Source organism: Solirubrobacter soli DSM 22325 (assembly GCF_000423665.1).
GTDB classification, from domain to species: domain Bacteria; phylum Actinomycetota; class Thermoleophilia; order Solirubrobacterales; family Solirubrobacteraceae; genus Solirubrobacter; species Solirubrobacter soli.
In genome coordinates this window covers 1-25,232 of record NZ_AUIK01000028.1, presented here as the reverse complement: position 1 = coordinate 25,232, position 25,232 = coordinate 1, and the positions used below count along the sequence as shown (strand labels likewise).

Genomic DNA, 25,232 nt, shown 5'->3' with positions numbered 1-25,232 from the left:
AGCGCGGGATGGCGCTGCTGGAGGACGGAGACTTTCACGCAGCCGTCGTACCGCTCACGAAGGCCCGGGACTTAGAGCCCGACAAGACGTCGATCCGCGAAGCGCTCGGGCGGGCGTACTTCCGCTCAGGGGGCTTCGAGGAGGCGCGCGTCGAGTTCGAGGCGGTCGTCGAGCGGGCGCCCACCAACGACTACGCGCTGTTCTGCCTCGGCCGCGCGCTGATGATGCTGGGCCGCGTCGCGGAGGCGCGGAAGCCGCTCACGCTCGCGGCGAACATGAATCCCAAGCGTCGTGACTATCGGATCTATCGCGACCGTGCACGGAAGGCAGCCTGACCGCGTACGACATCCGTCGAGCGCTGCTACTCTCCACACATAGCTTTTCGCGGCCGGAAGGCCAACTTTGGGAAGCGGGCGAAGAGCCCGCTTTTTTGTTGAATAGAGGAGGTGACAATGACGATCCAGGCCGACATCGAGGCCCGCCTAGCTGAGGTGGAGCCCGAAGTCGAGGTCTTGCTCGCCGAGGTCGTCGGGGGCGATCTCGTCCGCCTCTTCATCGATCACCCACAGGGCGTCACCCTCGACCTCTGCGAGCGCGTGACCCATCACCTCCCCGAGGTGCGAGAGCAGTACGCGCTGGAGGTCTCCTCACCGGGGATCGAGCGCCCGCTCTCCAAGCCCGAGCACTTCCGCCGCTACGTCGGCCGCCGCGCCAAGGTTCGCACCCGCGGGGCACACGAAGGCCGCAAGTCCTTCACCGGCGAGCTCCTGAACGCCACCGACGACGCGGTCACCGTGGCCGCCGACACCGGCGTCGTCTCGATCGCCTACGCCGACATCCATCGTTCGAACCTCGTGGGAGACTGAGGAACATGTCCGCAGAGATCGTCGAAGCAGTCAAGACTCTCGGGCGCGAGAAGGGCATCTCCGAGGAGAAGCTGATGGGCGCGCTCGAAGACGCGCTCCTGTCCGCGTACAAGAAGCAGCCGGGCGCCGCCCGGTACGCCCGCGTGCGCATGGACCGCGACTCAGGCGACTTCATCGTCGAGGAGTTCCTCCTGCCCGAGGAGCTCGAGGACCAACTGCTCGACGAGGCCGAGGAGCAGGCGACCGGTGCGCTCGAGCGCCGCGTGGACCCGGAGACCGGCGAGGTCATCATCCCGGAGGCCCCGGACATCGACCCGAGCCGGCTCAGCGACTTCGAGGACCAGATCGAGATCCGCGACGTCACGCCGCACGACTTCGGGCGGATCGCCGCGCAGACCGCCAAGCAGGTGATCCTGCAGCGGATCCGCGAGGCCGAGCGCGACATGATGTTCGAGGAGTACCGCGACCGCGTCGGCGAGCTGATCACCGGCATCGTCCAGCAGTCGGACTCCCGCTACACGCTCGTGCAGCTGCGCGAGCGGGTGGAGGCGCTGCTGCCCAAGTCCGAGCAGGTCGACGGCGAGCGCTACGACCACTCGCAGCGCATCAAGGCCGTGATCAAGGAGGTCTCGTCCTCCACGCGCGGGCCGAGCATCATCGTCTCGCGCCGCGACCCGGAGCTGATCAAGAAGCTGTTCGAGCTCGAGGTGCCCGAGATCGCCGACGGCCTGGTGGAGATCACCGGCGTCGCCCGCGAGCCCGGCTACCGCTCGAAGATCGCCGTGGTCAGCCACGCGGACGGGGTCGACCCCGTCGGCGCGTGCGTCGGCCCGCGCGGCAGCCGCGTGCGCATGGTCGTGTCCGAGCTGCGCGGCGAGAAGATCGACATCATCCCCTACAACGACGAGCCCGCCCGCTTCGTGGCGAAGGCCCTGAGCCCCGCCCGCGTGCGTGAGGTGCTCGTCGACGACACCAACAAGCAGGCCACGGTGATCGTGCCCGACGACCAGCTCAGCCTGGCGATCGGTCGCGAGGGCCAGAACGCGCGGCTCGCCGCGCGTCTGACCGGCTGGCGCGTCGACATCCGCTCCGAAACGGAGTTCGCCAAGGAGGAGCAGGACTCCGGCTACGGCGAGGAGGAGGAGACGGGCGGCCGCTGCGCCGCGATCCTCGGCAACGGCCGCCGGTGCCCGAACGCGGCGCTGCCGGGCTCGCGCTACTGCGGCCTGGACGCCCACCAGGCGCTGGCCAACAAGGACACGGATCGCGTCGGCGCCTAGGGCGGGTCAGCCCCAGCGGCGTTGCATTGGCTGCGGACGGGTGGCGCCGAGGGCGCTTCTCGTCCGCTTCGCTAACGTGAAGGGTTGCGCGGTGCCGGATCCGCGTGCCTGCCTGCCCGGCCGAGGCGCCTGGCTTCATCCGGCCTCTGAGTGCTTTGAAGCTGCGGCGGCTCGTCGCGCCTTCAACCGTGCCTTCAGAGCCCCCGTAACCCTCTCACAGGAAACCGTAGACTTAACAAAAACATGGCCAAGAAGCGCGTCCACGAGCTAGCCAAGCAGTACGACATGCCGACCTCTGAGGTCATCAAGCGGCTGAACGCCGCGGGCCTCCAGGTCAAGGCCGCCGCAACCGCCGTGGACGAGAAGCTCGCCGACGCCGCGTTGACCGGTAAGCCCAAGCCCAAGGCAATCGCGAGCAACGGCGCCGCGAAGAAACCGGCTGCGCCGGTCCTTCAGCAGCGCGCCGGGTTCGGCCATGGGACCGCACGCGCCCCGCGCGCGGAGAACCTCGCACCCAAGACTCCCCCGAAGCCCAAGGCCAAGCCGAAGCCCAAGCCCGAGGCGGGCAACGGCGCCGGCGGCGGTCCGGGCAGCCGGCGTCCCACGCGCTCCTCGCTGCAGGGTGAGCGCGCTCCGGGCTCGGCCGGCGGCGTCCGCCGTGTCGTCATCGACTCGCAGGCCTCGCGCCGGCAGGGTCCCGGTGGCGGTCCGGGCGGCGGCACCGGCGGCGGCCCTGGTGGCGGTCCCGGCGGCGGTCCGAACCGTCCGCCGAGGCGGCGTGGCGGCCGGCGCCGGCGTGGCACCTACGAGGAGCCCGTCGCGCAGGACGTCGCGTCCCTGAAGCTGGACGTCATCCGGATCCGCTCGGGCTCGACGGTCAAGGACGTCGCCGAGTACCTCGGCGTCGCCGTGCCGGAGATCATCAAGAAGCTGATGGGCCTCGGCGAGATGGCGACGCTCACGCAGACGCTGACCGACGACGCGATCACGCTCCTGGCCTCCGAGTTCGACAAGGAGATCGAGATCGTCTCCGCGGCCGAGGACGCCGAGGCACAGCCCGCGATCGTCGACGCCGAGGAAGACCTCGAGCCGCGTTCGCCGGTGATCACGATCATGGGTCACGTCGACCACGGCAAGACGTCGCTGCTGGACGCGATCCGGCAGACCGACGTCGCCGCGGGCGAGGCGGGCGGCATCACGCAGCACATCGGCGCCTATCAGGTCCACCAGGACGACGGGCGGATCATCACCTTCCTGGACACCCCGGGCCACGAGGCGTTCACCGCCATGCGTGCCCGTGGCGCGCAGGCGACGGACATCGCGGTCATCGTCGTCGCCGCTGACGACGGCGTGCGTCCGCAGACCCGTGAGGCGGTCGATCACGCGAAGGCCGCCGACGTGCCGATCGTCGTCGCCGTCAACAAGGTCGACAAGGAGGGCGCGCAGCCCGATCGCGTGCGCACCGAGATGACCCAGCTCGGGCTCCAGCCCGAGGAGTGGGGCGGCGACACGATGTTCGTCGACGTCTCGGCAAAGACCAAGCAGGGGCTCGACGATCTGCTCGAGGGCCTTCAGCTGACGGCCGAGATCGAGGAGCTGACCGCCAACCCGGACGCCGAGGCGTCGGGCACGGTGATCGAGTCCAAGCTCGATCCGGGCCGCGGTGCGGTGGTCACCGTGCTCGTGCAGCGCGGCACGCTGAAGATCGGCGACGCGCTGGTCGCGGGCGCCCACTGGGGCCGTGTGCGGGCGATGTCCGACTACACGGGCAAGCGGGTCAAGACGGCCGGGCCGTCCGAGCCGGTCGAGGTGCTCGGATTCGACTCCGTGCCCGAGGCGGGCGAGTTCGCCCGCGTGGTCGAGAACGACCGCAAGGCCCGTTCCCTGGCCGGCGAGCGCGCGACGCGGCTCAAGCTCGAGCAGCAGGCCCGCCGCGGCGGCCTGAAGTTCCAGCTCAAGGACCTGTTCAACCAAGGTGGGGACACCAAGGAACTCGCCCTCGTGCTCAAGGCGGACGTGTCCGGCTCGCTGGAGGCGTTCGAGGACGAGATCGCCAAGCTGCCGCAGGAGGAGATCCTGGTCTCGATCGTGCTGGCCGGCGTGGGCGGCATCACCGAGTCCGACATCAACCTGGCGGCGGCCTCGGACGCGATCGTCATGGGCTTCAACGTGCGCCCGGTGGGCGACGCCCGCGCGCTCGCGGATCGCGAAGGCGTGGAGATCCGCTCCTACTCCGTCATCTACCGCGCGATCGACGAGCTGCGCGACGCCATGCAGGGCCTGCTGGCGCCGGAGACCGTCGAGGACGTCGTCGGCAACATCGAGGTGCGCGAGATCTTCCGCGCCTCGAAGGTCGGCACGATCGCCGGCTGCATGGTCACCGACGGCAAGGTCACGCGCGGCGCCAAGGTCCGCCTGATCCGCGACGGCGCCGTCGTCCACGACGGCGAGATCGGCTCGCTGCGACGCTTCAACGACGACGTCCGCGAAGTGGTCGCGGGCTTCGAGTGCGGCGTCGTGCTCGCCAACTACGCCAACGTGGAGCAGGGCGACACGATGGAGGTCTACGAGACGAGGCAGGTTGAACGTACGCTGAGCTAGTGGACGAACCCGCGTTCGTCGCGCTCATGCGCGTTCATCTGTTCTTCCCGGAGGCCGGCTCGTTGAAGGGCAAGCGAGCCGAATTGAATCGAGTGAAGGCGTTCCTCAGGGAGCGCCTTCACGCGTCCGTGGCCGAGGTCGGCCACCAGGACTCATGGCAGCGCTCGACCCTCGCGGTCGCCATCGCGGCCCGCTCGGCGTCAATCGCTCACGACACCGTGGACACCATCCAACGCGCACTCGACAATCGTTTTCCTCAAGGAGTGAGGATTGAATACCGGCTTGCATCCTGGACTGATCTGGAGTCACTAGGATGACCTCGGATCGGATGCGCCGGGTGAACGAGGCCATGAGGGAGGTCTTGTCAGGCGCGATCACCACAGAGTTGAAGGACCCAAGGGTCGGATTCGTCACCGTGACCGCTGTCGAGACATCGCCGGATCTCCGCCATGCGCGTGTTTACGTGTCGGTGTTCGGCAACCCCGGGGAGCGACGCCGTTCGCTCCAGGCGCTCGACAACGCCCACGGCTTCCTCCAACGCCGGGTGGGGAGCGAGTTGCGCATGAAGCACACGCCGCAGTTGCAGTTCGTCTATGACGAGACTCCGGAGCGCGGCATGCGCATCACGGAACTGCTGGAACAAGAAGAGCCGTCGGAATGAGCGGCGCCAACGGCGCATCTTCCTCCCGAGTAGAGGCCCTGCGGGTCATCCGCGAGCACGAGCGGTTCTGCCTGACCACGCACGAGCGCCCGGACGGCGACGCCGTCGGCTCGCTGGCCGCGATGCAGCTGGTGCTGATGGCGCTCGGCAAGGACTCCGTGACCTACATGCCGGCGCACGAGTTCCCGCTGCCCTACGAGTACCGGTTCATCCAGCTCGAAGGTCTGACGACCGAGCCGCCCGCCGACCTCGACCAGCGCACGCTGATCTTCCTCGACTGCGGCAACATCGACCGCACGTCGGCCGAGGCGCTCAAGGACGAGCCGGGCCGGCTGCTCCTCAACATCGACCACCACCACGACAACACGCGCTTCGGGACGATCAATCACGTCGACTCGCACGCCTCGTGCACGGCCGAGATGGTGTGGGACCTGATGCACGACCTCGGCGTGGAGATCACCGAGCCGATCGGCGACGCGCTGTACGTCGGCCTGGTCACCGACACCGGCCGCTTCATGTACGAGAACACCGGCCCGCGGGCGCACGTGATGGCCGCGGAACTGCTCGCTGCGGGGATCGACGCGCACGCCGTCTACCGGCACCTCTACGAGGGCATCCCGCAGGGCAAGCTCGAGCTGCTGGCGCGCGGCCTCTCCAACGTCGAGCGCTTCGACGGCGGCCTGATCACCGTGACGCTCCTGACGCGCGAGGACTACCGCTCGGCGGGCGCCGACGAGAGCTACTCCGAGGGCGTCGTCGACCACCTGCGCTCGGTCGAGGGCACGGCGGTCGCTGCGCTGGTGCGGGAACCGCTCAGCGGCGAGCCCGTACGCAAGGTCTCGCTGCGAGCGACCGATGACCGCATCGACGTGTCGGTGATCGCGCGAGCGCTGGGCGGCGGCGGCCACCGTCGCGCCGCGGGGCTCTCCACCGAGCTGGAGTTCGACGAGCTGGTGAAGTTCCTGCGCGAGCAGGTAGCCGAGCAACTTGTCTGATCTGCGACACTCGCCTGGCGGCTCGCACTCCCGCGCAGCGGCATGACCGACGGCATCCTGCTCGTCGACAAGCCGGCCGGCGTGACGTCGCATGACGTCGTCGCGCAGATCCGGCGGCGGCTCGGCAAGGGCGTCAAGGTCGGGCACGCCGGGACGCTCGACCCGTTCGCGACGGGCCTGCTGATCATCGGCGTGGGGCGGGGGACCCGCATCCAGCGGTTCATGATGGAGCTGCCCAAGCGCTACGAGACCGTCGCGCGGCTGGGGTTCACGTCGACCACGGGCGACACCGAGGGCGAGATCGCGCCCGGGGTCATGCCGCCTGAGGAGCTCGTCCTGCCGACGGGGCGGATCACGCAGCGCCCGCCCGCCTACAGCGCGGTGAAGATCGGGGGAAAGCGCGCCTACGCCCTCGCCCGGGCCGGGCAGGATGTCGAGGTGCCCGAACGTGAGGTCGAGGTGACGAAGTTCGAGCTGCTGTGGCGCGAGCACGGCCGCGCGGGGTTCGAGATCGTCTGCTCGAGCGGCACGTACGTGCGCTCGCTGATCGCCGACCTGCACGACGCGTACTGCGTCGAGCTGCGCCGCACCCACATCGGCGGCTTCGACGTCGCCGACGCCGATGAGGAGCGGCTCATCGGCCTCGACGACGCGCTCGACTTCCTCCCGGCGGTCGACCTGGACCCGGAATCCGCCCGCAAAGCGGCGCACGGCGTGACCGTCCCGGGCCGCGCCACGGGCTATGTCCGGCTGCGCGACGCGGACGGCCTGATCGCCCTCGCCGAGCCCCGCGGCGGCGCCACGCTCAAGCCCGTCGTAGGCTTCCGCGGCTAGATGAAGACCGTTTGGCTCCCCGATGCGACCCCGCGGCCGCGCAAGCTGGCCGTCGGCGAGTTCGACGGCGTGCACGCCGGCCACCGCGAGGTCATCCGCGGCTCGGACGCCGTGCTGACCTTCGAGCCGCACCCGCGCACCGTGGTCGCCCCGCAGGCCGCGCCGAAGCTCCTCACCACGCTCGAGCAGAAGACCGACCTGATCGCCGCGCTGGGCGTCGACGAGCTGATCGTCGTCCCGTTCGACGGCGCCCGCGCCGCCCAGACCGCGCAGGAGTTCATCGACGCCGAGCTCGTCGCGCGGCTCGGCGCGACCCAGGTCTCGGTCGGCGAGAACTTCCGCTTCGGCAACAAGGCCAAGGGCGACGCGGCGTTGCTGCAGGCCCAGGACGCGTTCACGACGCGGGTGGTCGAGCTGGTCGAGATCGACGGCGAGATCGTCTCCTCGACCCACATCCGCGGCCTGATCGCCACCGGCGCGGTCGCCGACGCCGCCCGCCTGCTCGGCGCCCCGTTCGGGATGCGCGGCATCGTCGCCCACGGCGACAAGCGCGGCCGCACGCTCGGCTTCCCGACGGCGAACCTCGTCCCGAACCCGGCGCTTGCGGTTCCCGACCACGGCATCTACGCCTGCCGCGCCGCGGTCCCGGGCGTGGGGGAGTGGACCGCGGCCGTCTCCGTCGGCGTGCGGCCGACGTTCGTCACCGGCCGCGGCCTGCTCGTCGAAGCGTTCATCCTCGACTTCGACGGCGACCTCTACGGCAAGGAGCTGCGGCTCGACTTCATCGACCGCATCCGCGGCGAGAAGCGCTTCGAGTCCGTCGAGACCCTGGTCGAGCAGATGCACCGCGACGTCGAGGACATTCGTCAGATCGTCTGACCATTGGACGATCGTCCGAGGTTCGGACGGCGGTCAACGGGTATCGAGTCGGAGATGCGCGTTCTGCTGGCCCATGCCTTGACGCCGAAGCGCCGGCGGATCGCGCGCGTCCTCCGTGGCGCCGGCCACGAAGTGCTCGAGGCCGACACGCCGGACGAGGCGCTCGAGCACGTTCGCGTCAGCGCGCCGGACGTCGCCCTGATCCACGTCGAGTGCTGCGGCGACCTGGTGCCGGCGATCAAGAGCGACCCGGTCGCGTTCGGCATCGCGATCGTGATGATCGAGCGTCCGGGCCTGGAGCCCGCGCGGGCGCTCGAGGGGATGCGCAGCGGCGTGCAGGACTATCTGGTCGAGCCGGTGTCCGACGGCGAGGTCCTGACCCGCGTGGAGGCGGCGGCACGTACCAAGGCGCTCCAACAGGAGCTGGTCGCCCAGGGCGCCCGTCTGGAGGCGCTGCTGCGCGAGGACGGGCTCACCGGGCTGTCGAACCGGCGCGCGATCCTGACCCACCTCAACGGAATGGTCTCCGCCGCGCGCCGTCACGGGCACCCGCTCTCGATCGCGATCTGCGACCTCGATCACTTCAAGCGCATCAACGACGGCCACGGCCACAAGACCGGCGACGCGGTGCTGGTGGCGGCGGCGCACGCGATGGGCACCCACCTGCGCGCGGAGGACCAGCTCGGACGCCTCGGCGGGGAGGAGTTCCTCGTGCTGCTGCCCGACACGAACGCCCAAGCGGCGCAGCACGTGGCCGAAAAGCTGCGTGCCGAGCTCGCCGGCGCGGCGACGCCGGTACCGGTCACGGTGAGCATCGGCGTGGCCACCTGGGACGGCGAAGCGCCCGAGGACCTGCTCCACCGCGCCGACGAGGCGCTGTACGCGGCGAAGTCAGCCGGACGTGACCGTGTCATGGCTGCTACCCTGCACGGCCGCACATGACCATGACTGCAGAGGAAAAGCGCGAGATCATCTCGCGATTCGGCCGCGACGAGAACGACACGGGCAAGACCGAGGTCCAGGTTGCGCTGCTCACGCATCGCATCAACCACCTCACCGAGCACCTTCGCGAGCACAAGCATGATCACCACTCGCGCCGGGGCCTTCTGATGCTCGTCGGTCGCCGCCGTCGTTTTCTGAACTACCTGCAGAAGAACGACCTCGAGGGCTACCGCAGCCTCATCCGCGAACTAGGTCTGCGGCGCTAAGCGCCATGCCGATCGTCGGAGCGGGCGACTCCGCGCCCGACTTCACGCTCAAGACTTCGGACGGCGAGGACTTCACGCGCGAGCAGCTGCTCGGGCGCACGACGGTCCTCGTCTTCTACCCCTTCGCGTTCTCGCCGGTCTGCACGGACCAGCTCTCGCTCTACAACGAGGTGCTCGAGGACTTCGCCGCCAAGGGCGCGACGCTGTACGGCGTCTCCTGCGACGCGACGTACTCCCAGGCCGCCTTCAAGGCGCAGCTCGGCGTCGACATCGAGCAACTCTCGGACTTCGAGCCCAAGGGCGCCACGTGTAAGGCGTTCGGCGTCCTGCACCCGGGCGGCTTCCCGGAGCGCGCGCTGGTCATCGTCGGTCCCGACGGCGTCGTGACCTGGAGCCACCAGGCCGAGAACCCCGGCGTTCTCCCGGGCGCCAACCTGATCTTCGACGCGCTCTGAGCGACCTCAGCTCCGCCCCGCTGCCGCCGGTCGGGCCCGAGGACCATGTTCGCGGGACCGGTCCCCTGGTGATCGTGTACGGCGACTACGAGTGCCCGTTCTGCGCCGCGTTCGAGGCGCGCCTGGACGTCTACGAGGTCTGCTTCCGCCACTTCCCGGTCAAGTCCGCGCACCCGCGCGCGCTCGCCGCCGCCTGCGCGGCCGAGGCCGCCGCGCTGCAGGGCGCCTTCTGGGAGATGCACGACGCGCTGTTCGCCGACCAGGGCCGGCTCGAGGATCCGCACCTGTGGGCGCGGGCGGAGCGGCTCGGGCTCGACGTCGACCGCTTCGACGCCGACCGCCGCTCGGACGCCGTCCTGGCGCGGGTGAAGGCAGATTTCCGCGGCGGCGTGCGCGCCGGTGTGGTGACGACGCCGACCGCGTTCTCCGATGGCCGGATGTTTCCTGGCCGCTCGTTGCTGGACGCTTAGGGGCCCGTTGACGAATACCGGTGCGCCCGCCGCGGCGCATCCGCGGCGTCTCGCGCCACATCGGTCGGACCGACCATTCGTCAACGAACCCCTAGAGTTCCCGGATCGAACCGGGAAGCGGACCGGCGCGTATTACCACGCGGTAGATGCCCACTGACGCGCAACTCCTCGCCAAGATCTCGTCGGATGCCACCGGCGAAGCGCTGCGCGCGCTGTATCGCTCCTACGCGGGCGAGTTGTACGGCTTCGCGCTCAACGCGCTCGGCGATCGGGGGACCGCCGAGGAAGTCGTGCAAGAGGTGTTCACACGCGCCTGGAGGCACGCCGAGGCCTACGACCCGACACGCGGCAGCGTGCGGACCTGGCTGTATCAGATCGCGCGGCACGCGATCATCGACACGCGCCGGCGAGCTGCCGTGCGCCCCGCGCTGGCACTGCACGAGCCGCGCGACGAGCAGGACCCTGAAGGACTCTCGATCGAGCGAGCGATGCTGGGGTGGCAGGTCGCGAGCGCACTGGAGAAGCTCACGCCCGAGCATCGCCAGGTGATCCGCCTCGCCCATGTCCAAGGACTGTCGGTGCGCGAGATCTCCGAGCGGCTCGGGCTCCCCGAGGGGACGGTCAAGAGCCGCACGTGGTACGCGCTGCGTTCGCTGCGGCTGGTCTTGGAGGAGATGGGGGTGCGGGCATGACGCAGCACGTCCACGAGGACATCGGCGCGTTCGTCCTGGGCGCGCTGGACGCGGACACCGAGAAGCGCGTGCGCGAGCACCTGGCCGGTTGCCAGGAGTGCGCGGCCGCCCACTCCGAGCTGGCCGGGATCCCGGGCCTGCTCGACCTGGCGGTCGTCACAGGCGCCACCGAGGACGAGCCGCTTCCACCGGCGATCGAGGAGCGGCTCCTGGACCGCTTCGCACGCGAGCGCCCCGAGCGCCCGTCGCGGCGGCGCCGCTGGCGGCCCCGGCTCGCGTTAGGTCTCAGCAGTGCGCTGGCGGGCGCCGCGGTCGCGATCGCGGTCCTCGTCGTCCCCCTGAACTTCCAGAAGAACGCCGGGCGGCCCGGCTCCCAGTACCGGGTCGTGTTCGAGAAGGTCGGCGACGCGCCCGCCAACGCCAACGCGCGCGCCGGGCTGCGGACGACCCAGTCCGGCACGGTCGTGCGCCTGTGGGTCAACAACCTCCCGACCGGCGACACCTACGAGGTCTTCTGCGACGCGCCCGGGTGGAGCGCCGGGGCCGGCACGTTCCGCGTCGACGCCAAGGGCAACGCGTACGTGATTCTCACCACAGCCGTGAAGAAGGGCCAGTACGATCAGATTCGACTCGTGCGTCGCGAGCACAAGCCCAACGGTGAGGTCGTGCCGTCGGACATTCTCACGGCCAAGTTGTCCTGAACCTGCGCACTGGGGGCGCGTATCCCCTGCTATGAGATGGTTTGTCGTATGCGCGGCCACGGCCGCACTCGCTCTCGCCGGCTGCGGCGGGAGCGACAACAGCAGTAGCTCGACGTCGACTCCCGAAGCGACGGAGACGGCCACCGAGACGCCGACCGAGGCCGCGACCGAGGCCCCGGCGTCCGGGTCGGCGACCAAGCTCGCGATCAAGGCGGACCCCGGCGGCGCTCTGAAGTTCACCGAGTCGTCGCTGACGACCAAGGCCGGCACGGTGGAGATCGACTTCTCGAACCCGTCACAGCTCCCGCACGCGGTCGCGATCGAGGGCAACGGCATCGAGGAGAAGACGACCGAGACGGTGACCGGGAAGGACGCCGCGCCGTTGACCGTCGACCTCAAGCCCGGGGTCTACGAGTTCTATTGCCCCGTCGACGGCCACCGGGCCGCCGGCATGGAGGGCAAGCTGACGGTCAAGTAGTCCCGCCGGTAGTCGAAGATGCGGGCGAGGTCGCGCGCGACGAACGCGCGGTGTGCGATCTCGCTCAGGGGCGCGAAGGGCAGCGCGTAGCGGACGGTGTCGCGCATCAGCGTGTGCGCCGCTCCGTCCGCCTCGAACTCGTGGGTGTGGTGCCAGAGCTTGTACGGCCCCTGCAGCTGCGCGTCGACGAAACGCTCGCCCGGCAGCCACTCCTCGATGCGCGTCAGCCAGCTGATCGGGAGCCGGTGCAGTCTCAGCCGGTACTCGATCAACGTGCCGACGCGCATCTCGATCGGCCGCGGCGTGACGACGTGAAACGACAGCCAGGGCGGCGTGATCGCCTGGAGGTTGCCCGCGTCGGCGAAGAACCCGAACACGTCCTCGGGCGTGCCGGGCAGGCGCTGCTCGCGGGTCAGGACGTGATGGCCGAACACCCACGGGGTACGGGCCAGGCCGTGACCGGGCTCAGACCGTGTTCCCGCGTCGCGCCTGAACGATGCTCATAGGACTGCTCCTGGCGCTCGCCTCGGCGCTGGCCACCAACCTCGCGTTCTTGTTCAAACATCGCGGCGCGGTGCTCGCCGCGCCGATCCGCCTGCGCCATCCGCTGCGCGGCGCCGTCGGTCTGTTTCGCTCCGGATGGTTCCTGGTCGGGTGGATCGTGGCGATCGCGGCCTGGGGGTTGCACGTCGGTGCGCTTTCGCTGGCGCCGTTGTCGATCGTGCAGGCGGTGCTCTCCGGTGGCCTGGTCCTGCTGGCCGTGCTCGCCGAGCGTTTCTTCGGTTTTCACCTGGGACGGCGACAATGGGGCGGCGTGACGATCACCGCCGCCGGGCTGGTGGTGATCGGACTGACCGGCGGCGGCGCCAACGATCCTCAGAGCGCCTCGCTGGCGGCACTGATCGCCGTCGAGGCAACGACGTTTGCGATCGGCGGCGCGCTGGTGCGGGTCTCGACCCGCCGCCACGTCCCGCCGCGCGCCGAGGGGCTGCTGCTCGGCGCGGCCGCCGGCGCGCTCTTCGGGGTCTCCGATGTCGCGATCAAGTGGCTCACGCAGGCGGCACCGGGCCCGCTGCTCGGGGTGGTGAGCCCGTGGGCGGTGACCGCGATCATCGCCGGCGTGATCGCCTTTTACGCGTCCGCGCGCAGCCTCCAGATCGGCGACGGCGTCGAGGTCATCGCGCTCACCTCAGTAGCCGCCAACCTCGCCGCCATCATCGGCGGCATCCTGATCTTCCACGAGCCGATCGGCTCGGGCGCCGTCGAGATCGGCGCCCGCTTCCTCGCGTTCTGCCTCGTGATCGCCGGCGCGGCGCTCATGCCCGCCCCGATGCGCGCTGCCCCCGACGCGACCTAGTTCGCTTGGGTCCGCGGAAGAAGGCTCGTCGCAACCGTCCCGGAACGACCGAAGGCCCGCGGGGGCGGGCCTTCAGTCGGATTTCGCTCTGGCGGGTTACGCCTTGACGAGCTCGCGCGACTGGTGCGCGACGATCTCACCGGTCGTGATGCGCGGCGGGCTCGGGAGGACCGTCTCGAACTTCTCGTCGCGCACCCAGCCGGACACGATCTTGGTCGACTCGTCGGCCTGCGCCGAGGTGTCGAAGAAGCCGACGGAGCTCATGGTGCCGTCGTCGGCCTTGATCAGGTGATAGCCGCCGAAGCCCGGCATCTTGCTCAGGCGCGGCAGCAGCGTCTCGTCGACCTTCTTGACGAGCTCGGCAGTGCGGCTCTGGTCGACCGACTCGTAGCGGCGAATGGTGGCGAACATGTGAATCCCAACGATTTCTTCGGGCGGAGGCGCTCCGTGGAACGCTCCTGGATACGTTCGCCTCGCGTGGCGCCGCGAGGACTCGTGAGAGCTCTGTGGCGGCGCTGGGGAGGCGTGACGTACGTAGTACCGTAGCAGCTCTCGTACTTACGTTCTATTACGTTGTCTACGTTCCTCTACGTAACAACGTAGGAGCTTGAAATGTCGCCCTTCTCCGTCACCGTGCACGACGTCCCCGACCGCGAGCTGGGGCCACTGCTGACCCAGCTCGCCGAAGCGGGCTTCGACAATCCGCTCATCGAACACGCCGCCGCGGCCGCCTCCGCGGGTGCGGCAGCATCAGCGCGCGCCACGCCGACGGACCTCCCCGGCGACTGGCGGGTCGTCCGCGAACGCGAGGCCGAGTCCTACCAGTGGCCGAAGCGGCGCGACCGCTACGCGCCCTACCGCGTGTTCATGGGCACCACACGGGCCGAGGGCGCGGTGCAGATCGGGCTCGGCGAGACGATCCGCGAGAACACGCGCGGGCGCGACCGCAAGTACGTCGTCGCCTTCCTCAGCAGCGGCTCGCCGCAGGACCCGCTCGTCGAGTTCGCCGCCGCCGACGACTTCGAGCGCACGCGCGAGCTGGTCGCGGTCATCCGCGGAAGCGACGGCGGGCGGCGCATGTACAGCGCCGGCGACACGCTCCCTACCGCCTACACCGAGCGCTTCCGGACGCAGATCTACAACGAGCGGATCGTCTACCCCGGCGCGTGGAACAAGCTCGTCGTCGTCGTCCGCGAGGACGACCACGACGCGATGCTCGACCACGCACTGATCCAGAGCCGACGCCGCTACCGCACCTAGGGAGGACGTGGCCAACGGGGTCAAGTACTCGACGCAATCGACAGTCGCGCGGCGATGCGACACGATGGCTACCGGCACGCGCTACGTCGCATCAGCGGCGGCGACCACCCTGAGCGATCACCACGACAACGACGAGGAGCTTCGCCGGCTGCGCTCGGAGGTGGCCGCTCAGCGGCGCGACATCCACGAGCTGGACGACCTCGAGCACCGCCAAGAGAAGCTGATCGCGCGCCTTCGCGAAGACGCCGCGGTGCGCGAAGGGGACCTCGCCGTGCTGCGTAAGCGCCTCGCGGCGGCCGAGCACGAGCTGGAGGATCTGCGCGCGATCCGGGACGCGCTGACCCCGCCCGAGCTGCCCCGGCGCCCCGGCTTGGAACTGGCGGCGGCGTTCCTGCCTGCGATCGCAGAACGGGTCAGCGGCGACTTCTACCTGGTGGCCGAGGGGCCACAGGACTCGACCGTACTCGTCGTCGGGGACGTCGTCGGCCACGGCCTGCAGGCGGCGCGACGGGCCGCGTTCATCCGCACGACGTTCGCCGCGACCGCACCGTTCTCCGATGATCCCTGCCGCCTGCTGAGCTGGGCGAACACCGCTCTGATCGAGCGGGCAGGCGTGAGCGTCGAGTTCGTCACCGCCGCCTGCGTCACCTTCCTCCCGAGCACCCAGATCCTGCGCTGGGCCTACGCCGGTCATCCCCCCGCGCTCTGGCTGGATGACGGTCACGAGCTGATCGCGCCCACGCAGGGAACGCCTCTCGGGCTCGGCCCGAACCCCGGATTCGTGGAGGGCTCGCAACGCTCGACGGCCGGCGCGGGAGTGTTGCTCTACACCGACGGGCTCACCGAAGCACGGCACGACGGCCAGATGTTCGGCGTGGACGGCGTGAGCGCCGTGCTCGGCGGCCTGCACCGGCCCTCACCGACCGAGGCGGTCGCCGTCCTTCGCGCACGCGTCGCGGACTTCGCCTACGGCACCCTGACCGACGACCTCTGCCTGCTCGCCGCTCGCATCACCTAACCGGATAACCTATCCGCTTCATGCCCGCGCCCAGAAGAGCCGATGCCGCGCGCAACCGCGAGAAGATCCTCGCCGTCGCCCGCGCCGCGCTCGCCGAACCCGGCGAGACGTCGATGGCCGAGATCGCGCGCCGCGCCGGCGTTGGCATGGCGACGCTCTACCGCAACTTCCCGGGGCGGCGCGAGCTGCTCGAGGCGCTCTACACCGACGAGGTCGACGCGATCTGCGCCGCCGCGGAGTCGCTGACGTTCACCGAGTGGGTGCACGAGTTCCTGGCGTTCTCGGCGGGCAAGCACGAGATCGCCAACGAGCTGCTCGCCCTGGACCGCACGAACCCGATGTTCAACGCGAACCGCGACCGGGTGCTGGCCGCCGGGCGCCCGCTGCTGCGCGCCGCGCAAGCGGCCGGCGAGGTCCGGGGCGACCTCACGCTCGAACAGGTCCTGGACATGGTCATGGCGATCGCGCGGATCGAGGGCGACCCCGCCTACGTCGAGCCGATCCTCGCGACCGCGCTCGCGGGACTACGGAACCCGGTCTAGCCCTGCGGCGGACGCGCCCGCGGTCAGGCGCTCGATCCCGTAGGCCTCGACGGGTCCGAGCGCGCCGACGCCGTCGACCGGCTGCTGCGCGGCCCAGGCGAGGAAGCCGGCGGTGAACGCGTAGCCGTCGACGCCCGCGAGGTGGACCTCGCTGAGCCGGTGACCGCTCGCGTCGTAGGCCTCGGCGGCGATCCAGGAGCGCCCGCCCGGGGTCGTGCCCGCGTCAGGGCCGGACAAGAGGCCGAGCGCACGCTCGCCGGCGAACTTCATCGCCGCGGTCGTCAGCGGCACGCGACGGACGAACTGGCCGACGAACGACCCGGCCTGCAGCGGGCGCGCGAGCGGGCCGAACCAGCCGAGGTAGACGTTGACCTCGCGCAGCCGCGGGAACGCCGCGGGAAGGCCGAAGTGCTCGGCGCCGCCGACCGAGATCGCCTCGCGCGGCTTGCCCGCGACCGCGAAGGAGCGCACGCGCTCGGCGGGGCGGGCGGTGCGGATCCGCCCCTCGCGGAACGCGTGGCCGTCGTCCAGCGTCACGCCCACCAGCGACTCGCGGGTGCCGGAGGACAGCGACGTAGGGCCGCCGCCGAGCGCGTAATAGCCGACGTCCACCCGCACGGCGTCGGGCGCCTCCTCCAGGGCGAGCGCACCCGCGAGCGCACCCGGGGCGAAGTCGTAGCCCATCGCGGTCAGCAGGCGCGCGCCCGACTTCTCCGCCGGCGGCCCGAACTCCTCGAACACGCGCCGGATGAAGGGGGGTTCGCCGGTCGAGTCCAGGTAGACGGCGCCGGCGGCCACCGCCGCGCGCAGCGCGGGCTCGCCCCACTTCGCGAACGGCCCGACCGTGGAGACGAGCACGTCGCCGGCCCCGACGAGGTCGAAGACGGAGTTCTGCCGCATCACGTCCGCCCGCACGACCTCGAGGCCGCCGAGCGAGTCCGCGAGCTCCTGCAGGCGCCCCAACGAGCGGCCGGCGAGGACTGGACGCACGCCCTGGGCAACCAAACGGTCGGCGATCAGGGAGCCGGTGTAACCGCTTGCGCCGAAGATCACGATCCGCATCGACGGGGCACCTTACCCGGCAGCGCATCGTGTGAAAGCGCCTTCTAACATGCCTGTCAACGACTACCGAAGCGTCAAGACGATGCAGAGGGCCCGCCGACTCCGAGGCGGGCGAGAGAAAGGGACATATGTCTGAAGTGCACCGGGTCGCCGTCGAGATCGGCGGGACCGAGATCGCCTTCGAGACGGGAAAGATGGCCAAGCAGGCCTCCGGGGCTGTGACCGTCACAGCAGGTGACACCGTGGTGCTGTCCACCGCGACCGCCGGCAGCCTCCGGGACGTCGACTTCCTCCCGCTGACGGTGGATGTCGAGGAGCGTATGTACGCCGCGGGCAAGATCCCCGGCTCGTTCTTCAAGCGCGAAGGCCGCGCGGGTGAGAAGGCGACGCTGATCGCGCGCCTCATCGACCGCCCGCTGCGCCCGCTGTTCCCCAAGGGGTGGCGCCGCGAGACCCAGCTGGTCAACCTGACGCTGTCGGTGGACCAGATCCACCCGTACGACATCCTGGCGATGAACGGCGCGTCCGCCGCGCTGATGATCTCGGACATCCCGTACCCGCAGGCCGTGGGCGCCGTCCGGATCGGCAAGATCGACGGCAACTTCGTCGTCAACCCGACCGACGAGCAGCTGCTGACCGCCGACATGGACCTCGTGGTCGCCGGTACGGACGAGGCGCTGCTGATGGTCGAGTGCGGCGCCAACGAGGTGCCCGAGGCCGAGATCCTGGACGCGCTGGACATCGCGCATTCGGCGATCAAGAAGCTGACCGCCGCGCAGCGCGAGCTGCAGGAGAAGGCCGGCAAGGCCAAGCAGGAGATCGAGGTCAAGAAGGCGCCGGAGGACCTGATCGCCAAGATCACCAAGTCCCACGGCAAGAAGCTCGACAAGGCGACGTCGGTCGAGGACAAGCTCGCCCGCCAGGACGCCACGAAGGCCGTCGAGGAAGAGGTGCTCGAGAAGTACGCGGGCGACCCCGAGGCCGCTGACTACGCCGAGAAGCGCCAGGACGCGCAGCTCGCGTTCGACGCGCTCGAGAAGAAGATCATCCGCGAGCGCATCGCCGTCCACAAGAAGCGCCCCGACGGCCGCTCCGAGCGCGAGATCCGCCCGATCTCGATCGACGTCAAGCCGCTGCCGCGCACGCACGGCTCGGCGCTGTTCACCCGCGGCCAGACGCAGGCCCTGTCCGTCGTCGCCCTCGGCACGACGCGCGAGGAGATGCGCCTGGACAACCTCGGGCTCGAGACGTCCAAGCGCTACTTCCACCACTACAACTTCCCGCCCTTCTCCGTGGGCGAGGCCGGCTTCATGCGCGGCCCCAAGCGCCGCGACATCGGCCACGGCGCGCTCGCCGAGCGCGCGCTGGTCCCGATGATCCCGGACCAGGAGAAGTTCCCGTACACGATCCGCGTCGTGTCGGACATCCTCGAGTCCAACGGCTCGAGCTCGATGGCCTCCGTCTGCGGCTCCTCGCTGTCCCTGATGGACGCCGGCGTGCCGCTCACGCGGCCGGTCGCCGGCATCGCCATGGGCCTGATCAAGGAGGGCGACGACTACACGATCCTCTCCGACATCGCCGGCGTCGAGGACCACCTCGGCGACATGGACTTCAAGGTCGCGGGCACGTCCGAGGGCATCACCGCCCTGCAGATGGACATCAAGATCACGGGCGTGACGTTCGAGATCATGAGCGACGCGCTCTCGCAGGCCAAGGAGGGTCGCGAGTTCATCCTCGGCAAGATGGCCGAGGCGATCGACGCCCCGCGCGAGCAGCTCTCCGAGCACGCCCCGCGGATCAGCTCGATCCAGATCGACCCCGAGAAGATCGGCCTCCTCATCGGCAAGGGCGGCGAGACGATCCGCTCGCTGCAGGAGGAGTACGAGTCCCAGATCGACGTCAACGACGAGGGCCAGGTCCTGGTCTACGCCGTCACCGGCGCCAAGGGCGACGCCCTGGTCGAGCGGATCCGCTCGATGACCAAGGAGGTCGAGGTCGGCGACGAGTTCAAGGGCAAGGTCGTCAAGACCACGACCTTCGGCGCCTTCGTCGAGCTCGCCAAGGGCACCGACGGCCTGCTGCACATCTCCAACGTCTCGCCGGGCAACCGCGTCGGCACGGTCGAAGAGGTGCTCAACAAGGGCGACGAGATCGAGGTCCGCGTCGTCGAGGTCGACAAGGAGCGCGGCCGCATCGGCCTGCGCCTCGCCGAGGACCCGGAGATCGCCGGCAAGACCAAGGAGGAGCTCGCCTCCGTCGGCACCGGCGACCCGACCATGGGTGGCGGCGGTGGCCGCGACCGTGGGCCGCGCGGCGGTGGCCGTGACCGCGACCGTGGCCCGCGTGGCGGGCGCGATCGCGACCGCGGACCGCGCAGCGACCGTGGCGACCGTGACCGGGACCGCGCCCCGCGCGGCGACCGAGATCCCGATCGGGCTTAAATAGCCATTTCCAGTCATCGCATCACGGAGCTCGATTCCGGGCTGCGGATCGTGACCGAGGCGATGCCCTCGGTCCGCTCCGCGGCCCTGGGCTTCTTCGTGGCCACGGGCTCCCGCGGTGAAGCGGTGGGGGAGGCCGGCCTCTCGCACTTCCTCGAGCACCTGCTGTTCCGCGGCACGGACCGCTACGGGTCGGCCGAGATCGACCAGCTGTTCGACGGGATGGGCGCCGAGCTCAACGCCGGCACCGACAAGGAGAGCACGGCGGTCTATGCCCGCATGCTCGACCAGCACCTGCCGGCGGCCTTCGACGTGATGGCCGACATGGTCTGGCGCCCCGCGTTCAAGGACGTCGACCCCGAGCGCGAGGTCGTGCTCGAGGAGATCGCGATGTACGAGGACGACCCGCAGGACACGGTGTTCGACGTGCTCGGCGAGGCGGTGTTCGGTGCGCACCCGCTCGGGCGGCCGATCATCGGCCGCGCGCCGGTCATCCGCGACACGCCGATCGACGTGATCGCCGAATTCCATGCCCGGCGCTATGTGCCGGGCTCGGTGGTGATCGCGGCGGCCGGGTCCGTCGACCACGATCAGATCGTCGAGCTGGCCACCAACACGCTGGGCGAGCGGGCTTCTTTGGAGCCGGTCGCCCCGCCGGAGCCGGCGCCGCACGCGCCGGTCTCCAACGTGCGCTTCGTGCGCAAGGACACCGAGCAGGTCCACGTGACGCTCGGCGGCCTCGGCCTGCAGCGCGGCGACGAGCGCCGCTTCGCCGCCCGCGTGCTGGACGCGATCTTCGGCGGGCTCTCCTCCTCGCGGCTCTTCCAGGCCGTGCGCGAGGAGCGCGGGCTCGCCTACAGCGTCTACTCGTTCGCCGGCCAGTACGCCGACACGGGCCAGGTGGGCCTGTACGTCGGCACGCGGCCGGACAACCTCGTCGAGGCGATGCAGGTCGTCGGCGACGAGCTCGATCGCCTGCGCGAGCAGCCCGCGACCGAGGAGGAGCTCGTCCGCGCCCGCGAGAACGTCAAGGCGCGGGTCGTGCTGGGCATGGAGTCCACGGGCGCACGGATGCACCGGCTCGGCGGGTCGCTGCTGTTCGACCTGCCGCTGCTGGAGACCGACGAGGTCATGGCGCGCATCGACGCCGTGACGATGGACGACATGCGCGCGCTCGTCGACCAGCTGTGGGCGCCCGGTGGGCTGTCCGCGGCGGGCATCGGGCCCGACGAGGACGCGTTCTGCGCGGCCGTCGAAAAGGTCGCGGGGCCGGTTCCGACGACATGATCAAGGTTGCCGTGGCGGGAGCAGCTGGTCGCATGGGCGCGACCGTCTGCGCTGCGGTCGAGGGCGCGGACGACATGGAGCTCGTCGGCCGCGCCGACCCCGCTTTGGGCACGTCGGTCGCCGACGTGCTCGAGGCGGCCGACGTGCTCGTCGACTTCACGCTGCCCGACCAGGCGGTCGCGAACGCCGCTTTGGCCGCGGCCGCCGGCGTGCACGTCGTCATCGGCACCTCCGGGTACTCCGAGGAGGATCTGCGGGCATCGGTCGCCGGCGCGCCCGGGAACGTCTTCGTGGCCGCCAACTTCGCGATCGGCGCCGTGCTGATGATGCGCTTCGCGGCCGAGGCGTCGAAGATCATGGCCTCCGCGGAGATCATCGAGTACCACCACGCCGGCAAGGTCGACAAGCCCTCGGGCACCGCGGCGCGGACCGCGGCGCTGATGGAGGGCGACCCGCCGATCCACTCCGTCCGCCTGCCGGGGCTCGTCGCCGACCAGGACGTGGTCCTCGGCGACGTCGCCCAGACGCTGACCATCCGCCACGTGACGACCGACCGCACGAGCTTCATGCCCGGCGTCCTGCTCGCGATCCGCCACGTGGCCCAGCTGCCCGAGTCCCCGGTATTCGGGCTCGAGCGGCTGCTTTGGCCCTAGTCTCGGTCACCGACCACGCGGTCGAGCGCTACCTGCAGCGCGTCCGCGGCGCGCTCGACCCGCGGGTGGAGATCGCGTCGCGGGTCTCGCGCGCGGTCGACGCCGGCCGGGTCGAGCCCGGTCAGCGCGGCGCGCTGAACGTCCGCGACCTCGAGCGGCCGGACCTCGTGTTCGTCTGCATGGAGGACAAGCCGCGCGGCGAGCTCGTGGTCGTCACGTTGTGGGAGGAAGGAGAGGCACCCGAGGTTCCGAAACGGTTCACCGACGTTCTACGGGGGAACCGCTGATGCCCGAGGTGAAACTCTCCAATCCCGACAAGGTGCTCTTCCCGGACGACGGGATCACCAAGGCCGAGCTGGCCGAGCACTACGCGCGGGTCGCGCCGCTGATGGTCCCGCACTGCAAGGACCGCCCGATGAACCTCTGGCGCTGGAACAAGGGGATCGGCTCCGACGTGGTCGTCCAGCAGTCGCTCCCCAAGGGCGCGCCGGACTGGGTCGCCCGCTGCGAGGTGCCGCGCCGCAAGGGCGGCGACATCGTCCACGGGATGATCAACGACGCGGACACGTTGCGCTGGCTCGCGCAGCAGAACTGCATCACGCCGCACGTCTGGAACGCGCGCTGCGACCTTCGCGACAAGCCGGACCGGATCGTGTTCGACCTCGACCCGTCGTCCGAGGACGACTTCGACCACATCCGCGAGGGCGCGCTGGTGTGCGCCGAGGTGCTGCGCGACCTCGGGCTCGTCCCGTTCGCGAAGGTCTCCGGCTCGCGCGGCATCCACATCATCGCGCCGCTCGAGCGGCGCCGGACCGCGGACGAGGTGCGCGCCCGCTCGGGGGAGCTGGCCGAGCTGATCGCGGCCGAGCGGCCCGACACGCTGACGACCTTCTGGCGCAAGGACAAGCGCGAGGGGCGGATCCTCGTCGACGTCGCGCGCAACACCTACGGGCAGACCATCGTCGCGCCCTACGCCGTCCGCGCGCTGGCCGGCGCGCCGGTCGCGATGCCCGTCACGTGGGAGGAGGTCGCGGACCCGGCGCTCGCGCCTCGGGGCTTCAAGCTGCGCGAGATCGAGGCGCGGCTGCGAGAGAACGATCCCTGGGGCACCATGTTCGACAGCGTCCGACCGCTCAGGATGGACTGAAGATGAAAGTTAACCCTGGGGGTGATGAATCGAGTTTCTAAGCCGTCGATAAACGGGTCACCACAATCAATCCCGTAGGAGCTACCGGTGCACCCACGTCTCCCTTCCCGTTTCGGTCTACGGGCGAAATTGCTTTCTGGCGCAAGCGTTCTACTTGCGTTCACGGCCCTGATCGGGCTGCTTGGAATCCGCACGAACGCGGAGTCCAATGCAAGCTCGAAACGCATGTTCGCGGGCTCCGTCGAGCCGCTCGCCGAACTCGGCACCGCTCGCGCCAAGTTCAACGAGAGCCGGGCCTTCACGAACAACCACATCCTCGAGTCCGCGCCGGCCGACAAGGCCAAGCTGGTCGAGAAGCTCAAGGCCAACGACGCGGTCGTGGACCAGAACCTCGCCAAGGTCGAGGACTCGCTCGCCACGGCGAAGGGCAAGCAGGCCTTCGCGGCGCTCGGCGCGGCGATCGTCGAATACCGCAAGGCGCGCACCGAGGTCCTCGCCGTGTCCGACACGGGGGACGTCAAGGCGGCGTACGCACTCAACAAGGCGAAGGTGCTCCCGCGCGTGAGCGAGGCCGTCGACGCCTTCACGGCGCTGTTCGACTCCAAGGTCAAGCTCGCCGGCGACGAGCAGCACTCGATCGAGGCGGCGGCCGCGTCGGCCCGGACGCGGGCGATCGCGCTCCTCGTGGGCGCGCTCGTGGTCGGTTTCGCGATGGCGCTGTGGTTCTCCGGCCGCATCCAGAAGACGGTCAAGGAGATCCTCGATCGCATCGAGAGCCTCCGCATGCACGACACCACCGAGCTGCGGAAGGCCCTGGAGGCCGTCGCGGAGGGCGATCTGACGGTCGACGTGAGCCCGCGGACGCCGGCGCTCGAGCGGACGAGCAACGACGAGATCGGTGACGTCGCCGAAGCCGTCGGGTTCATTCGCGACAACACGATCGCGTCGGTCGAGGCGTACAACGCGATGCGCGCGCAGCTGGCCGAGACGATCGGCGAGCTCTCCACCGGCGCCGGTACGGTCGCCGCCGCGTCGCAGCAGATGGCGGCGACGTCCGACGAGACCGGCCGCGCGGTCTCGGAGATCGCCTCCGCGGTGTCCGAGGTGGCGCACGGCGCCGAGCGTCAGGTCCGCCTCGTCGAGTCCACGCGTGACGCCGTCCAGGGCGCCGCCCGCTCGGCGCAGGCCAGCGCGCAGATCGCCACCGCCACCGTGCAGGCCGCCGGCGAGGCACAAGCCGTAGCGCTCGAGGGCGTCGACGCCGCCAACTCGGCGAGCGAGGCGATGCGCGAGGTCGCCCAGTCCTCCGCCGCGGTGGGCGAGGCGATCGCCGAGCTCAACGCCCGCTCGGAGCGGATCGGCGGGATCGTCACGACCATCACGGGCCTGGCCGAACAGACCAACCTGTTGGCGCTCAACGCCGCGATCGAGGCCGCCCGTGCCGGCGAGCAGGGCAAGGGCTTCGCCGTCGTCGCCGAAGAGGTCCGCAAGCTCGCCGAGGGCTCTCAGAACGCCGCCGCCGAGATCTCCGCCCTGATCGGCGAGATGCAGGGCGAGACCGCCCGCGTCGTGGGCGTCGTCGAGGAAGGCACCGCGCGCACCCAGGACGGCGTCGCGACCGTCGAGCGCACCCGCGAGGCCTTCGAGGCCATCGGCTCCGCCGTCGAGGGCATGGCCGCCCGCGTCTCCGAGATCTCCGGCGCGGTCGAGGAGATCTCGGCCGAGACCGAGCGCGCCCAGCTCGAGGTCGCCGACGTGGCCGCCGTCGCCGAGGAGTCCTCCGCCTCCGCCGAGCAGGTCTCCGCCTCCACCGAGGAGACCAGCGCCTCCGCCCAGGAGATCGCCGCGTCCGCCCAGACCCTCTCGGCCACCGCCGACCAACTCAACGGTCTGGTCCGCCGCTTCAAGGTCACCGCGTAAACCCGGCGTGGCCCGCCCTGGACGGGGGCGGGCCACGCCACGACCCACGCGCGCCGCGCCGACGGCCCCGCCCGCGGCGCCCTGCGTCACCGCGCGCCGCCGCGGCCTCGCCGCGCCCCGCCTCACCGCGCGCCGCCGCGCCCTCGCCGCGCCCCGCCGCACCGCGCGCCGCCGCGGCCTCGCCGCGCCCCGCCGCACCGCGCGCCGCCGCGGCCTCGCCGCGCCCCGCCGCACCGCGCGCCGCCGCGGCCTCGCCGCGCCCCGCCTCACCGCGCGCCCGCCGCGGCCTCGTCGCCGCCCGCAACGGCCCGCCCTCACGGGCGGGCTTTCCGCGCTAGTGTCGCGGCATGGGGTTCCTCGACAAGGCCAAGAAGCTCGCCGAGCAGGCGCAGTCCAAGCTCGACGAGGTGCAGAAGCAGGTGAAC

Annotated in this window: 30 protein-coding genes; 27 read left to right on the top strand and 3 right to left on the bottom strand. The window is 70.5% G+C overall.

Going from position 1 to position 25,232, the window contains the following annotated elements:
- The first annotated feature begins 8 nt into the window (after positions 1-8).
- From G569_RS0122635 to G569_RS58665, 17 genes are all read left to right on the top strand, one after another.
- Positions 9-335, top strand: a complete 327-nt coding sequence (locus tag G569_RS0122635) for a tetratricopeptide repeat protein (RefSeq protein WP_245602537.1) — start codon at positions 9-11, stop codon at positions 333-335.
- A 117-nt stretch (positions 336-452) separates the two neighbouring features.
- Positions 453-866, top strand: a complete 414-nt coding sequence (gene rimP / locus G569_RS0122630; protein WP_037498420.1) for a ribosome maturation factor RimP — start codon at positions 453-455, stop codon at positions 864-866.
- Positions 867-871: 5 nt separating this feature from the next.
- Complete coding sequence (gene nusA, locus G569_RS0122625; protein ID WP_028065107.1) at positions 872-2,146, top strand: transcription termination factor NusA; 1,275 nt, start codon at positions 872-874, stop codon at positions 2,144-2,146.
- The gene (locus G569_RS66445; protein WP_084285396.1) at positions 2,130-2,417 is read left to right on the top strand and encodes a YlxR family protein; all 288 of its coding nucleotides are present in this window, start codon (positions 2,130-2,132) and stop codon (positions 2,415-2,417) included. Before nusA ends, G569_RS66445 begins: the two co-directional genes overlap by 17 nt.
- The gene (gene infB / locus G569_RS0122620; protein ID WP_028065106.1) at positions 2,390-4,747 is read left to right on the top strand and encodes a translation initiation factor IF-2; all 2,358 of its coding nucleotides are present in this window, start codon (positions 2,390-2,392) and stop codon (positions 4,745-4,747) included. Before G569_RS66445 ends, infB begins: the two co-directional genes overlap by 28 nt.
- Positions 4,747-5,064, top strand: a complete 318-nt coding sequence (locus G569_RS0122615; RefSeq protein WP_053226834.1) for a DUF503 domain-containing protein — start codon at positions 4,747-4,749, stop codon at positions 5,062-5,064. Before infB ends, G569_RS0122615 begins: the two co-directional genes overlap by 1 nt.
- Positions 5,065-5,075: 11 nt before the next feature.
- Positions 5,076-5,408: a 30S ribosome-binding factor RbfA gene (rbfA, locus tag G569_RS0122610; protein ID WP_053226863.1), complete on the top strand. Its 333-nt coding sequence runs from the start codon at positions 5,076-5,078 to the stop codon at positions 5,406-5,408.
- On the top strand, positions 5,405-6,403 hold the full coding sequence (locus G569_RS0122605) for a DHH family phosphoesterase (RefSeq protein WP_028065103.1): 999 nt from the start codon (positions 5,405-5,407) through the stop codon (positions 6,401-6,403). Before rbfA ends, G569_RS0122605 begins: the two co-directional genes overlap by 4 nt.
- Before the next feature lie 42 nt (positions 6,404-6,445).
- Positions 6,446-7,237 carry a tRNA pseudouridine(55) synthase TruB gene (gene truB / locus G569_RS0122600; RefSeq protein WP_028065102.1) on the top strand — a complete coding sequence of 264 codons (792 nt, stop codon included), beginning with the start codon at positions 6,446-6,448 and terminating at the stop codon, positions 7,235-7,237.
- Positions 7,238-8,116 carry a bifunctional riboflavin kinase/FAD synthetase gene (locus G569_RS0122595; RefSeq protein ID WP_028065101.1) on the top strand — a complete coding sequence of 293 codons (879 nt, stop codon included), beginning with the start codon at positions 7,238-7,240 and terminating at the stop codon, positions 8,114-8,116.
- Positions 8,117-8,170: 54 nt separating this feature from the next.
- Positions 8,171-9,058, top strand: coding sequence for a GGDEF domain-containing response regulator (locus G569_RS50735; protein ID WP_053226833.1), 888 nt, complete (start codon positions 8,171-8,173; stop codon positions 9,056-9,058).
- Positions 9,055-9,324: a 30S ribosomal protein S15 gene (rpsO, locus tag G569_RS0122585; protein WP_028065100.1), complete on the top strand. Its 270-nt coding sequence runs from the start codon at positions 9,055-9,057 to the stop codon at positions 9,322-9,324. The genes G569_RS50735 and rpsO overlap by 4 nt, the downstream gene beginning before the upstream one ends.
- A gap of 5 nt (positions 9,325-9,329) precedes the next feature.
- Positions 9,330-9,779, top strand: coding sequence for a redoxin domain-containing protein (locus G569_RS0122580; RefSeq protein ID WP_028065099.1), 450 nt, complete (start codon positions 9,330-9,332; stop codon positions 9,777-9,779).
- Positions 9,780-9,847: 68 nt separating this feature from the next.
- Positions 9,848-10,249, top strand: coding sequence for a DsbA family protein (locus G569_RS50730; protein ID WP_053226832.1), 402 nt, complete (start codon positions 9,848-9,850; stop codon positions 10,247-10,249).
- 146 nt (positions 10,250-10,395) lie between these two features.
- Entirely contained in the window at positions 10,396-10,941 is a 546-nt protein-coding gene (locus tag G569_RS0122570; protein WP_053226831.1) for a sigma-70 family RNA polymerase sigma factor, read from the top strand.
- Entirely contained in the window at positions 10,938-11,642 is a 705-nt protein-coding gene (locus G569_RS58670; RefSeq protein ID WP_028065097.1) for an anti-sigma factor family protein, read from the top strand. Before G569_RS0122570 ends, G569_RS58670 begins: the two co-directional genes overlap by 4 nt.
- Before the next feature lie 31 nt (positions 11,643-11,673).
- On the top strand, positions 11,674-12,120 hold the full coding sequence (locus G569_RS58665; protein ID WP_053226830.1) for a plastocyanin/azurin family copper-binding protein: 447 nt from the start codon (positions 11,674-11,676) through the stop codon (positions 12,118-12,120).
- On the opposite strand, the gene G569_RS50715 is transcribed toward G569_RS58665, so the two are convergent.
- Positions 12,060-12,554: an SRPBCC family protein gene (locus tag G569_RS50715; RefSeq protein ID WP_053226829.1), complete on the bottom strand. Its 495-nt coding sequence runs from the start codon at positions 12,552-12,554 to the stop codon at positions 12,060-12,062. The genes G569_RS58665 and G569_RS50715 overlap by 61 nt on opposite strands.
- 62 nt (positions 12,555-12,616) lie before the next feature.
- On the opposite strand from G569_RS50715, the gene G569_RS0122550 reads away from it, so the two are divergent.
- On the top strand, positions 12,617-13,477 hold the full coding sequence (locus G569_RS0122550; RefSeq protein WP_028065096.1) for a DMT family transporter: 861 nt from the start codon (positions 12,617-12,619) through the stop codon (positions 13,475-13,477).
- 96 nt (positions 13,478-13,573) lie between these two features.
- On the opposite strand, the gene G569_RS0122545 is transcribed toward G569_RS0122550, so the two are convergent.
- On the bottom strand, positions 13,574-13,888 hold the full coding sequence (locus G569_RS0122545) for a hypothetical protein (RefSeq protein WP_028065095.1): 315 nt from the start codon (positions 13,886-13,888) through the stop codon (positions 13,574-13,576).
- A 201-nt stretch (positions 13,889-14,089) separates the two neighbouring features.
- Here G569_RS0122545 and G569_RS0122540 point away from each other — a divergent pair, with 201 nt between their 5' ends.
- The 3 genes from G569_RS0122540 to G569_RS0122530 all read left to right on the top strand — a co-directional run bounded on the left by G569_RS0122540 (position 14,090) and on the right by G569_RS0122530 (position 16,297).
- Positions 14,090-14,737: a hypothetical protein gene (locus G569_RS0122540; RefSeq protein WP_028065094.1), complete on the top strand. Its 648-nt coding sequence runs from the start codon at positions 14,090-14,092 to the stop codon at positions 14,735-14,737.
- A 64-nt stretch (positions 14,738-14,801) separates the two neighbouring features.
- On the top strand, positions 14,802-15,755 hold the full coding sequence (locus tag G569_RS0122535) for a PP2C family protein-serine/threonine phosphatase (protein WP_028065093.1): 954 nt from the start codon (positions 14,802-14,804) through the stop codon (positions 15,753-15,755).
- A 20-nt stretch (positions 15,756-15,775) separates the two neighbouring features.
- Entirely contained in the window at positions 15,776-16,297 is a 522-nt protein-coding gene (locus G569_RS0122530; protein WP_037498413.1) for a TetR/AcrR family transcriptional regulator, read from the top strand.
- Here the strand turns inward: G569_RS0122530 and G569_RS0122525 are convergent.
- Complete coding sequence (locus G569_RS0122525) at positions 16,280-17,359, bottom strand: saccharopine dehydrogenase NADP-binding domain-containing protein (RefSeq protein ID WP_037498410.1); 1,080 nt, start codon at positions 17,357-17,359, stop codon at positions 16,280-16,282. The genes G569_RS0122530 and G569_RS0122525 overlap by 18 nt on opposite strands.
- 128 nt (positions 17,360-17,487) lie before the next feature.
- Here G569_RS0122525 and G569_RS0122520 point away from each other — a divergent pair, with 128 nt between their 5' ends.
- The 6 genes from G569_RS0122520 (at position 17,488) to G569_RS0122495 (ending at position 24,807) form a co-directional block, all read left to right on the top strand.
- Positions 17,488-19,800: a polyribonucleotide nucleotidyltransferase gene (locus G569_RS0122520; protein WP_028065090.1), complete on the top strand. Its 2,313-nt coding sequence runs from the start codon at positions 17,488-17,490 to the stop codon at positions 19,798-19,800.
- Between the two features lie 51 nt (positions 19,801-19,851).
- Positions 19,852-21,087, top strand: a complete 1,236-nt coding sequence (locus G569_RS50710; RefSeq protein WP_053226828.1) for a M16 family metallopeptidase — start codon at positions 19,852-19,854, stop codon at positions 21,085-21,087.
- Entirely contained in the window at positions 21,084-21,740 is a 657-nt protein-coding gene (locus G569_RS0122510) for a 4-hydroxy-tetrahydrodipicolinate reductase (RefSeq protein WP_028065089.1), read from the top strand. Before G569_RS50710 ends, G569_RS0122510 begins: the two co-directional genes overlap by 4 nt.
- On the top strand, positions 21,731-22,027 hold the full coding sequence (locus G569_RS0122505; protein WP_028065088.1) for a hypothetical protein: 297 nt from the start codon (positions 21,731-21,733) through the stop codon (positions 22,025-22,027). The genes G569_RS0122510 and G569_RS0122505 overlap by 10 nt, the downstream gene beginning before the upstream one ends.
- The gene (gene ligD, locus G569_RS0122500; RefSeq protein ID WP_028065087.1) at positions 22,027-22,887 is read left to right on the top strand and encodes a non-homologous end-joining DNA ligase; all 861 of its coding nucleotides are present in this window, start codon (positions 22,027-22,029) and stop codon (positions 22,885-22,887) included. Before G569_RS0122505 ends, ligD begins: the two co-directional genes overlap by 1 nt.
- A gap of 87 nt (positions 22,888-22,974) precedes the next feature.
- On the top strand, positions 22,975-24,807 hold the full coding sequence (locus tag G569_RS0122495; RefSeq protein ID WP_084285393.1) for a methyl-accepting chemotaxis protein: 1,833 nt from the start codon (positions 22,975-22,977) through the stop codon (positions 24,805-24,807).
- Positions 24,808-25,232: the final 425 nt, after the last annotated feature.

Coding starts and splice junctions, on each gene's coding strand:
- G569_RS50735 (WP_053226833.1), top strand. CDS start 8,171: ATGCGCGTTCTGCTGGCCCATGCCTTGACGCCGAAGCGCCGGCGGATC.
- G569_RS0122540 (WP_028065094.1), top strand. CDS start 14,090: ATGTCGCCCTTCTCCGTCACCGTGCACGACGTCCCCGACCGCGAGCTG.
- G569_RS0122530 (WP_037498413.1), top strand. CDS start 15,776: ATGCCCGCGCCCAGAAGAGCCGATGCCGCGCGCAACCGCGAGAAGATC.
- infB (WP_028065106.1), top strand. CDS start 2,390: ATGGCCAAGAAGCGCGTCCACGAGCTAGCCAAGCAGTACGACATGCCG.
- G569_RS0122520 (WP_028065090.1), top strand. CDS start 17,488: ATGTCTGAAGTGCACCGGGTCGCCGTCGAGATCGGCGGGACCGAGATC.
- G569_RS0122510 (WP_028065089.1), top strand. CDS start 21,084: ATGATCAAGGTTGCCGTGGCGGGAGCAGCTGGTCGCATGGGCGCGACC.
- G569_RS0122595 (WP_028065101.1), top strand. CDS start 7,238: ATGAAGACCGTTTGGCTCCCCGATGCGACCCCGCGGCCGCGCAAGCTG.
- G569_RS0122545 (WP_028065095.1), bottom strand. CDS start 13,888: ATGTTCGCCACCATTCGCCGCTACGAGTCGGTCGACCAGAGCCGCACT.
- rpsO (WP_028065100.1), top strand. CDS start 9,055: ATGACCATGACTGCAGAGGAAAAGCGCGAGATCATCTCGCGATTCGGC.
- G569_RS0122550 (WP_028065096.1), top strand. CDS start 12,617: ATGCTCATAGGACTGCTCCTGGCGCTCGCCTCGGCGCTGGCCACCAAC.
- truB (WP_028065102.1), top strand. CDS start 6,446: ATGACCGACGGCATCCTGCTCGTCGACAAGCCGGCCGGCGTGACGTCG.
- nusA (WP_028065107.1), top strand. CDS start 872: ATGTCCGCAGAGATCGTCGAAGCAGTCAAGACTCTCGGGCGCGAGAAG.
- G569_RS0122535 (WP_028065093.1), top strand. CDS start 14,802: ATGGCTACCGGCACGCGCTACGTCGCATCAGCGGCGGCGACCACCCTG.
- G569_RS0122635 (WP_245602537.1), top strand. CDS start 9: ATGGCGCTGCTGGAGGACGGAGACTTTCACGCAGCCGTCGTACCGCTC.
- G569_RS0122580 (WP_028065099.1), top strand. CDS start 9,330: ATGCCGATCGTCGGAGCGGGCGACTCCGCGCCCGACTTCACGCTCAAG.
- G569_RS0122605 (WP_028065103.1), top strand. CDS start 5,405: ATGAGCGGCGCCAACGGCGCATCTTCCTCCCGAGTAGAGGCCCTGCGG.
- G569_RS58670 (WP_028065097.1), top strand. CDS start 10,938: ATGACGCAGCACGTCCACGAGGACATCGGCGCGTTCGTCCTGGGCGCG.
- G569_RS0122525 (WP_037498410.1), bottom strand. CDS start 17,359: ATGCGGATCGTGATCTTCGGCGCAAGCGGTTACACCGGCTCCCTGATC.
- G569_RS58665 (WP_053226830.1), top strand. CDS start 11,674: ATGAGATGGTTTGTCGTATGCGCGGCCACGGCCGCACTCGCTCTCGCC.
- rbfA (WP_053226863.1), top strand. CDS start 5,076: ATGCGCCGGGTGAACGAGGCCATGAGGGAGGTCTTGTCAGGCGCGATC.
- ligD (WP_028065087.1), top strand. CDS start 22,027: ATGCCCGAGGTGAAACTCTCCAATCCCGACAAGGTGCTCTTCCCGGAC.
- rimP (WP_037498420.1), top strand. CDS start 453: ATGACGATCCAGGCCGACATCGAGGCCCGCCTAGCTGAGGTGGAGCCC.
- G569_RS0122570 (WP_053226831.1), top strand. CDS start 10,396: ATGCCCACTGACGCGCAACTCCTCGCCAAGATCTCGTCGGATGCCACC.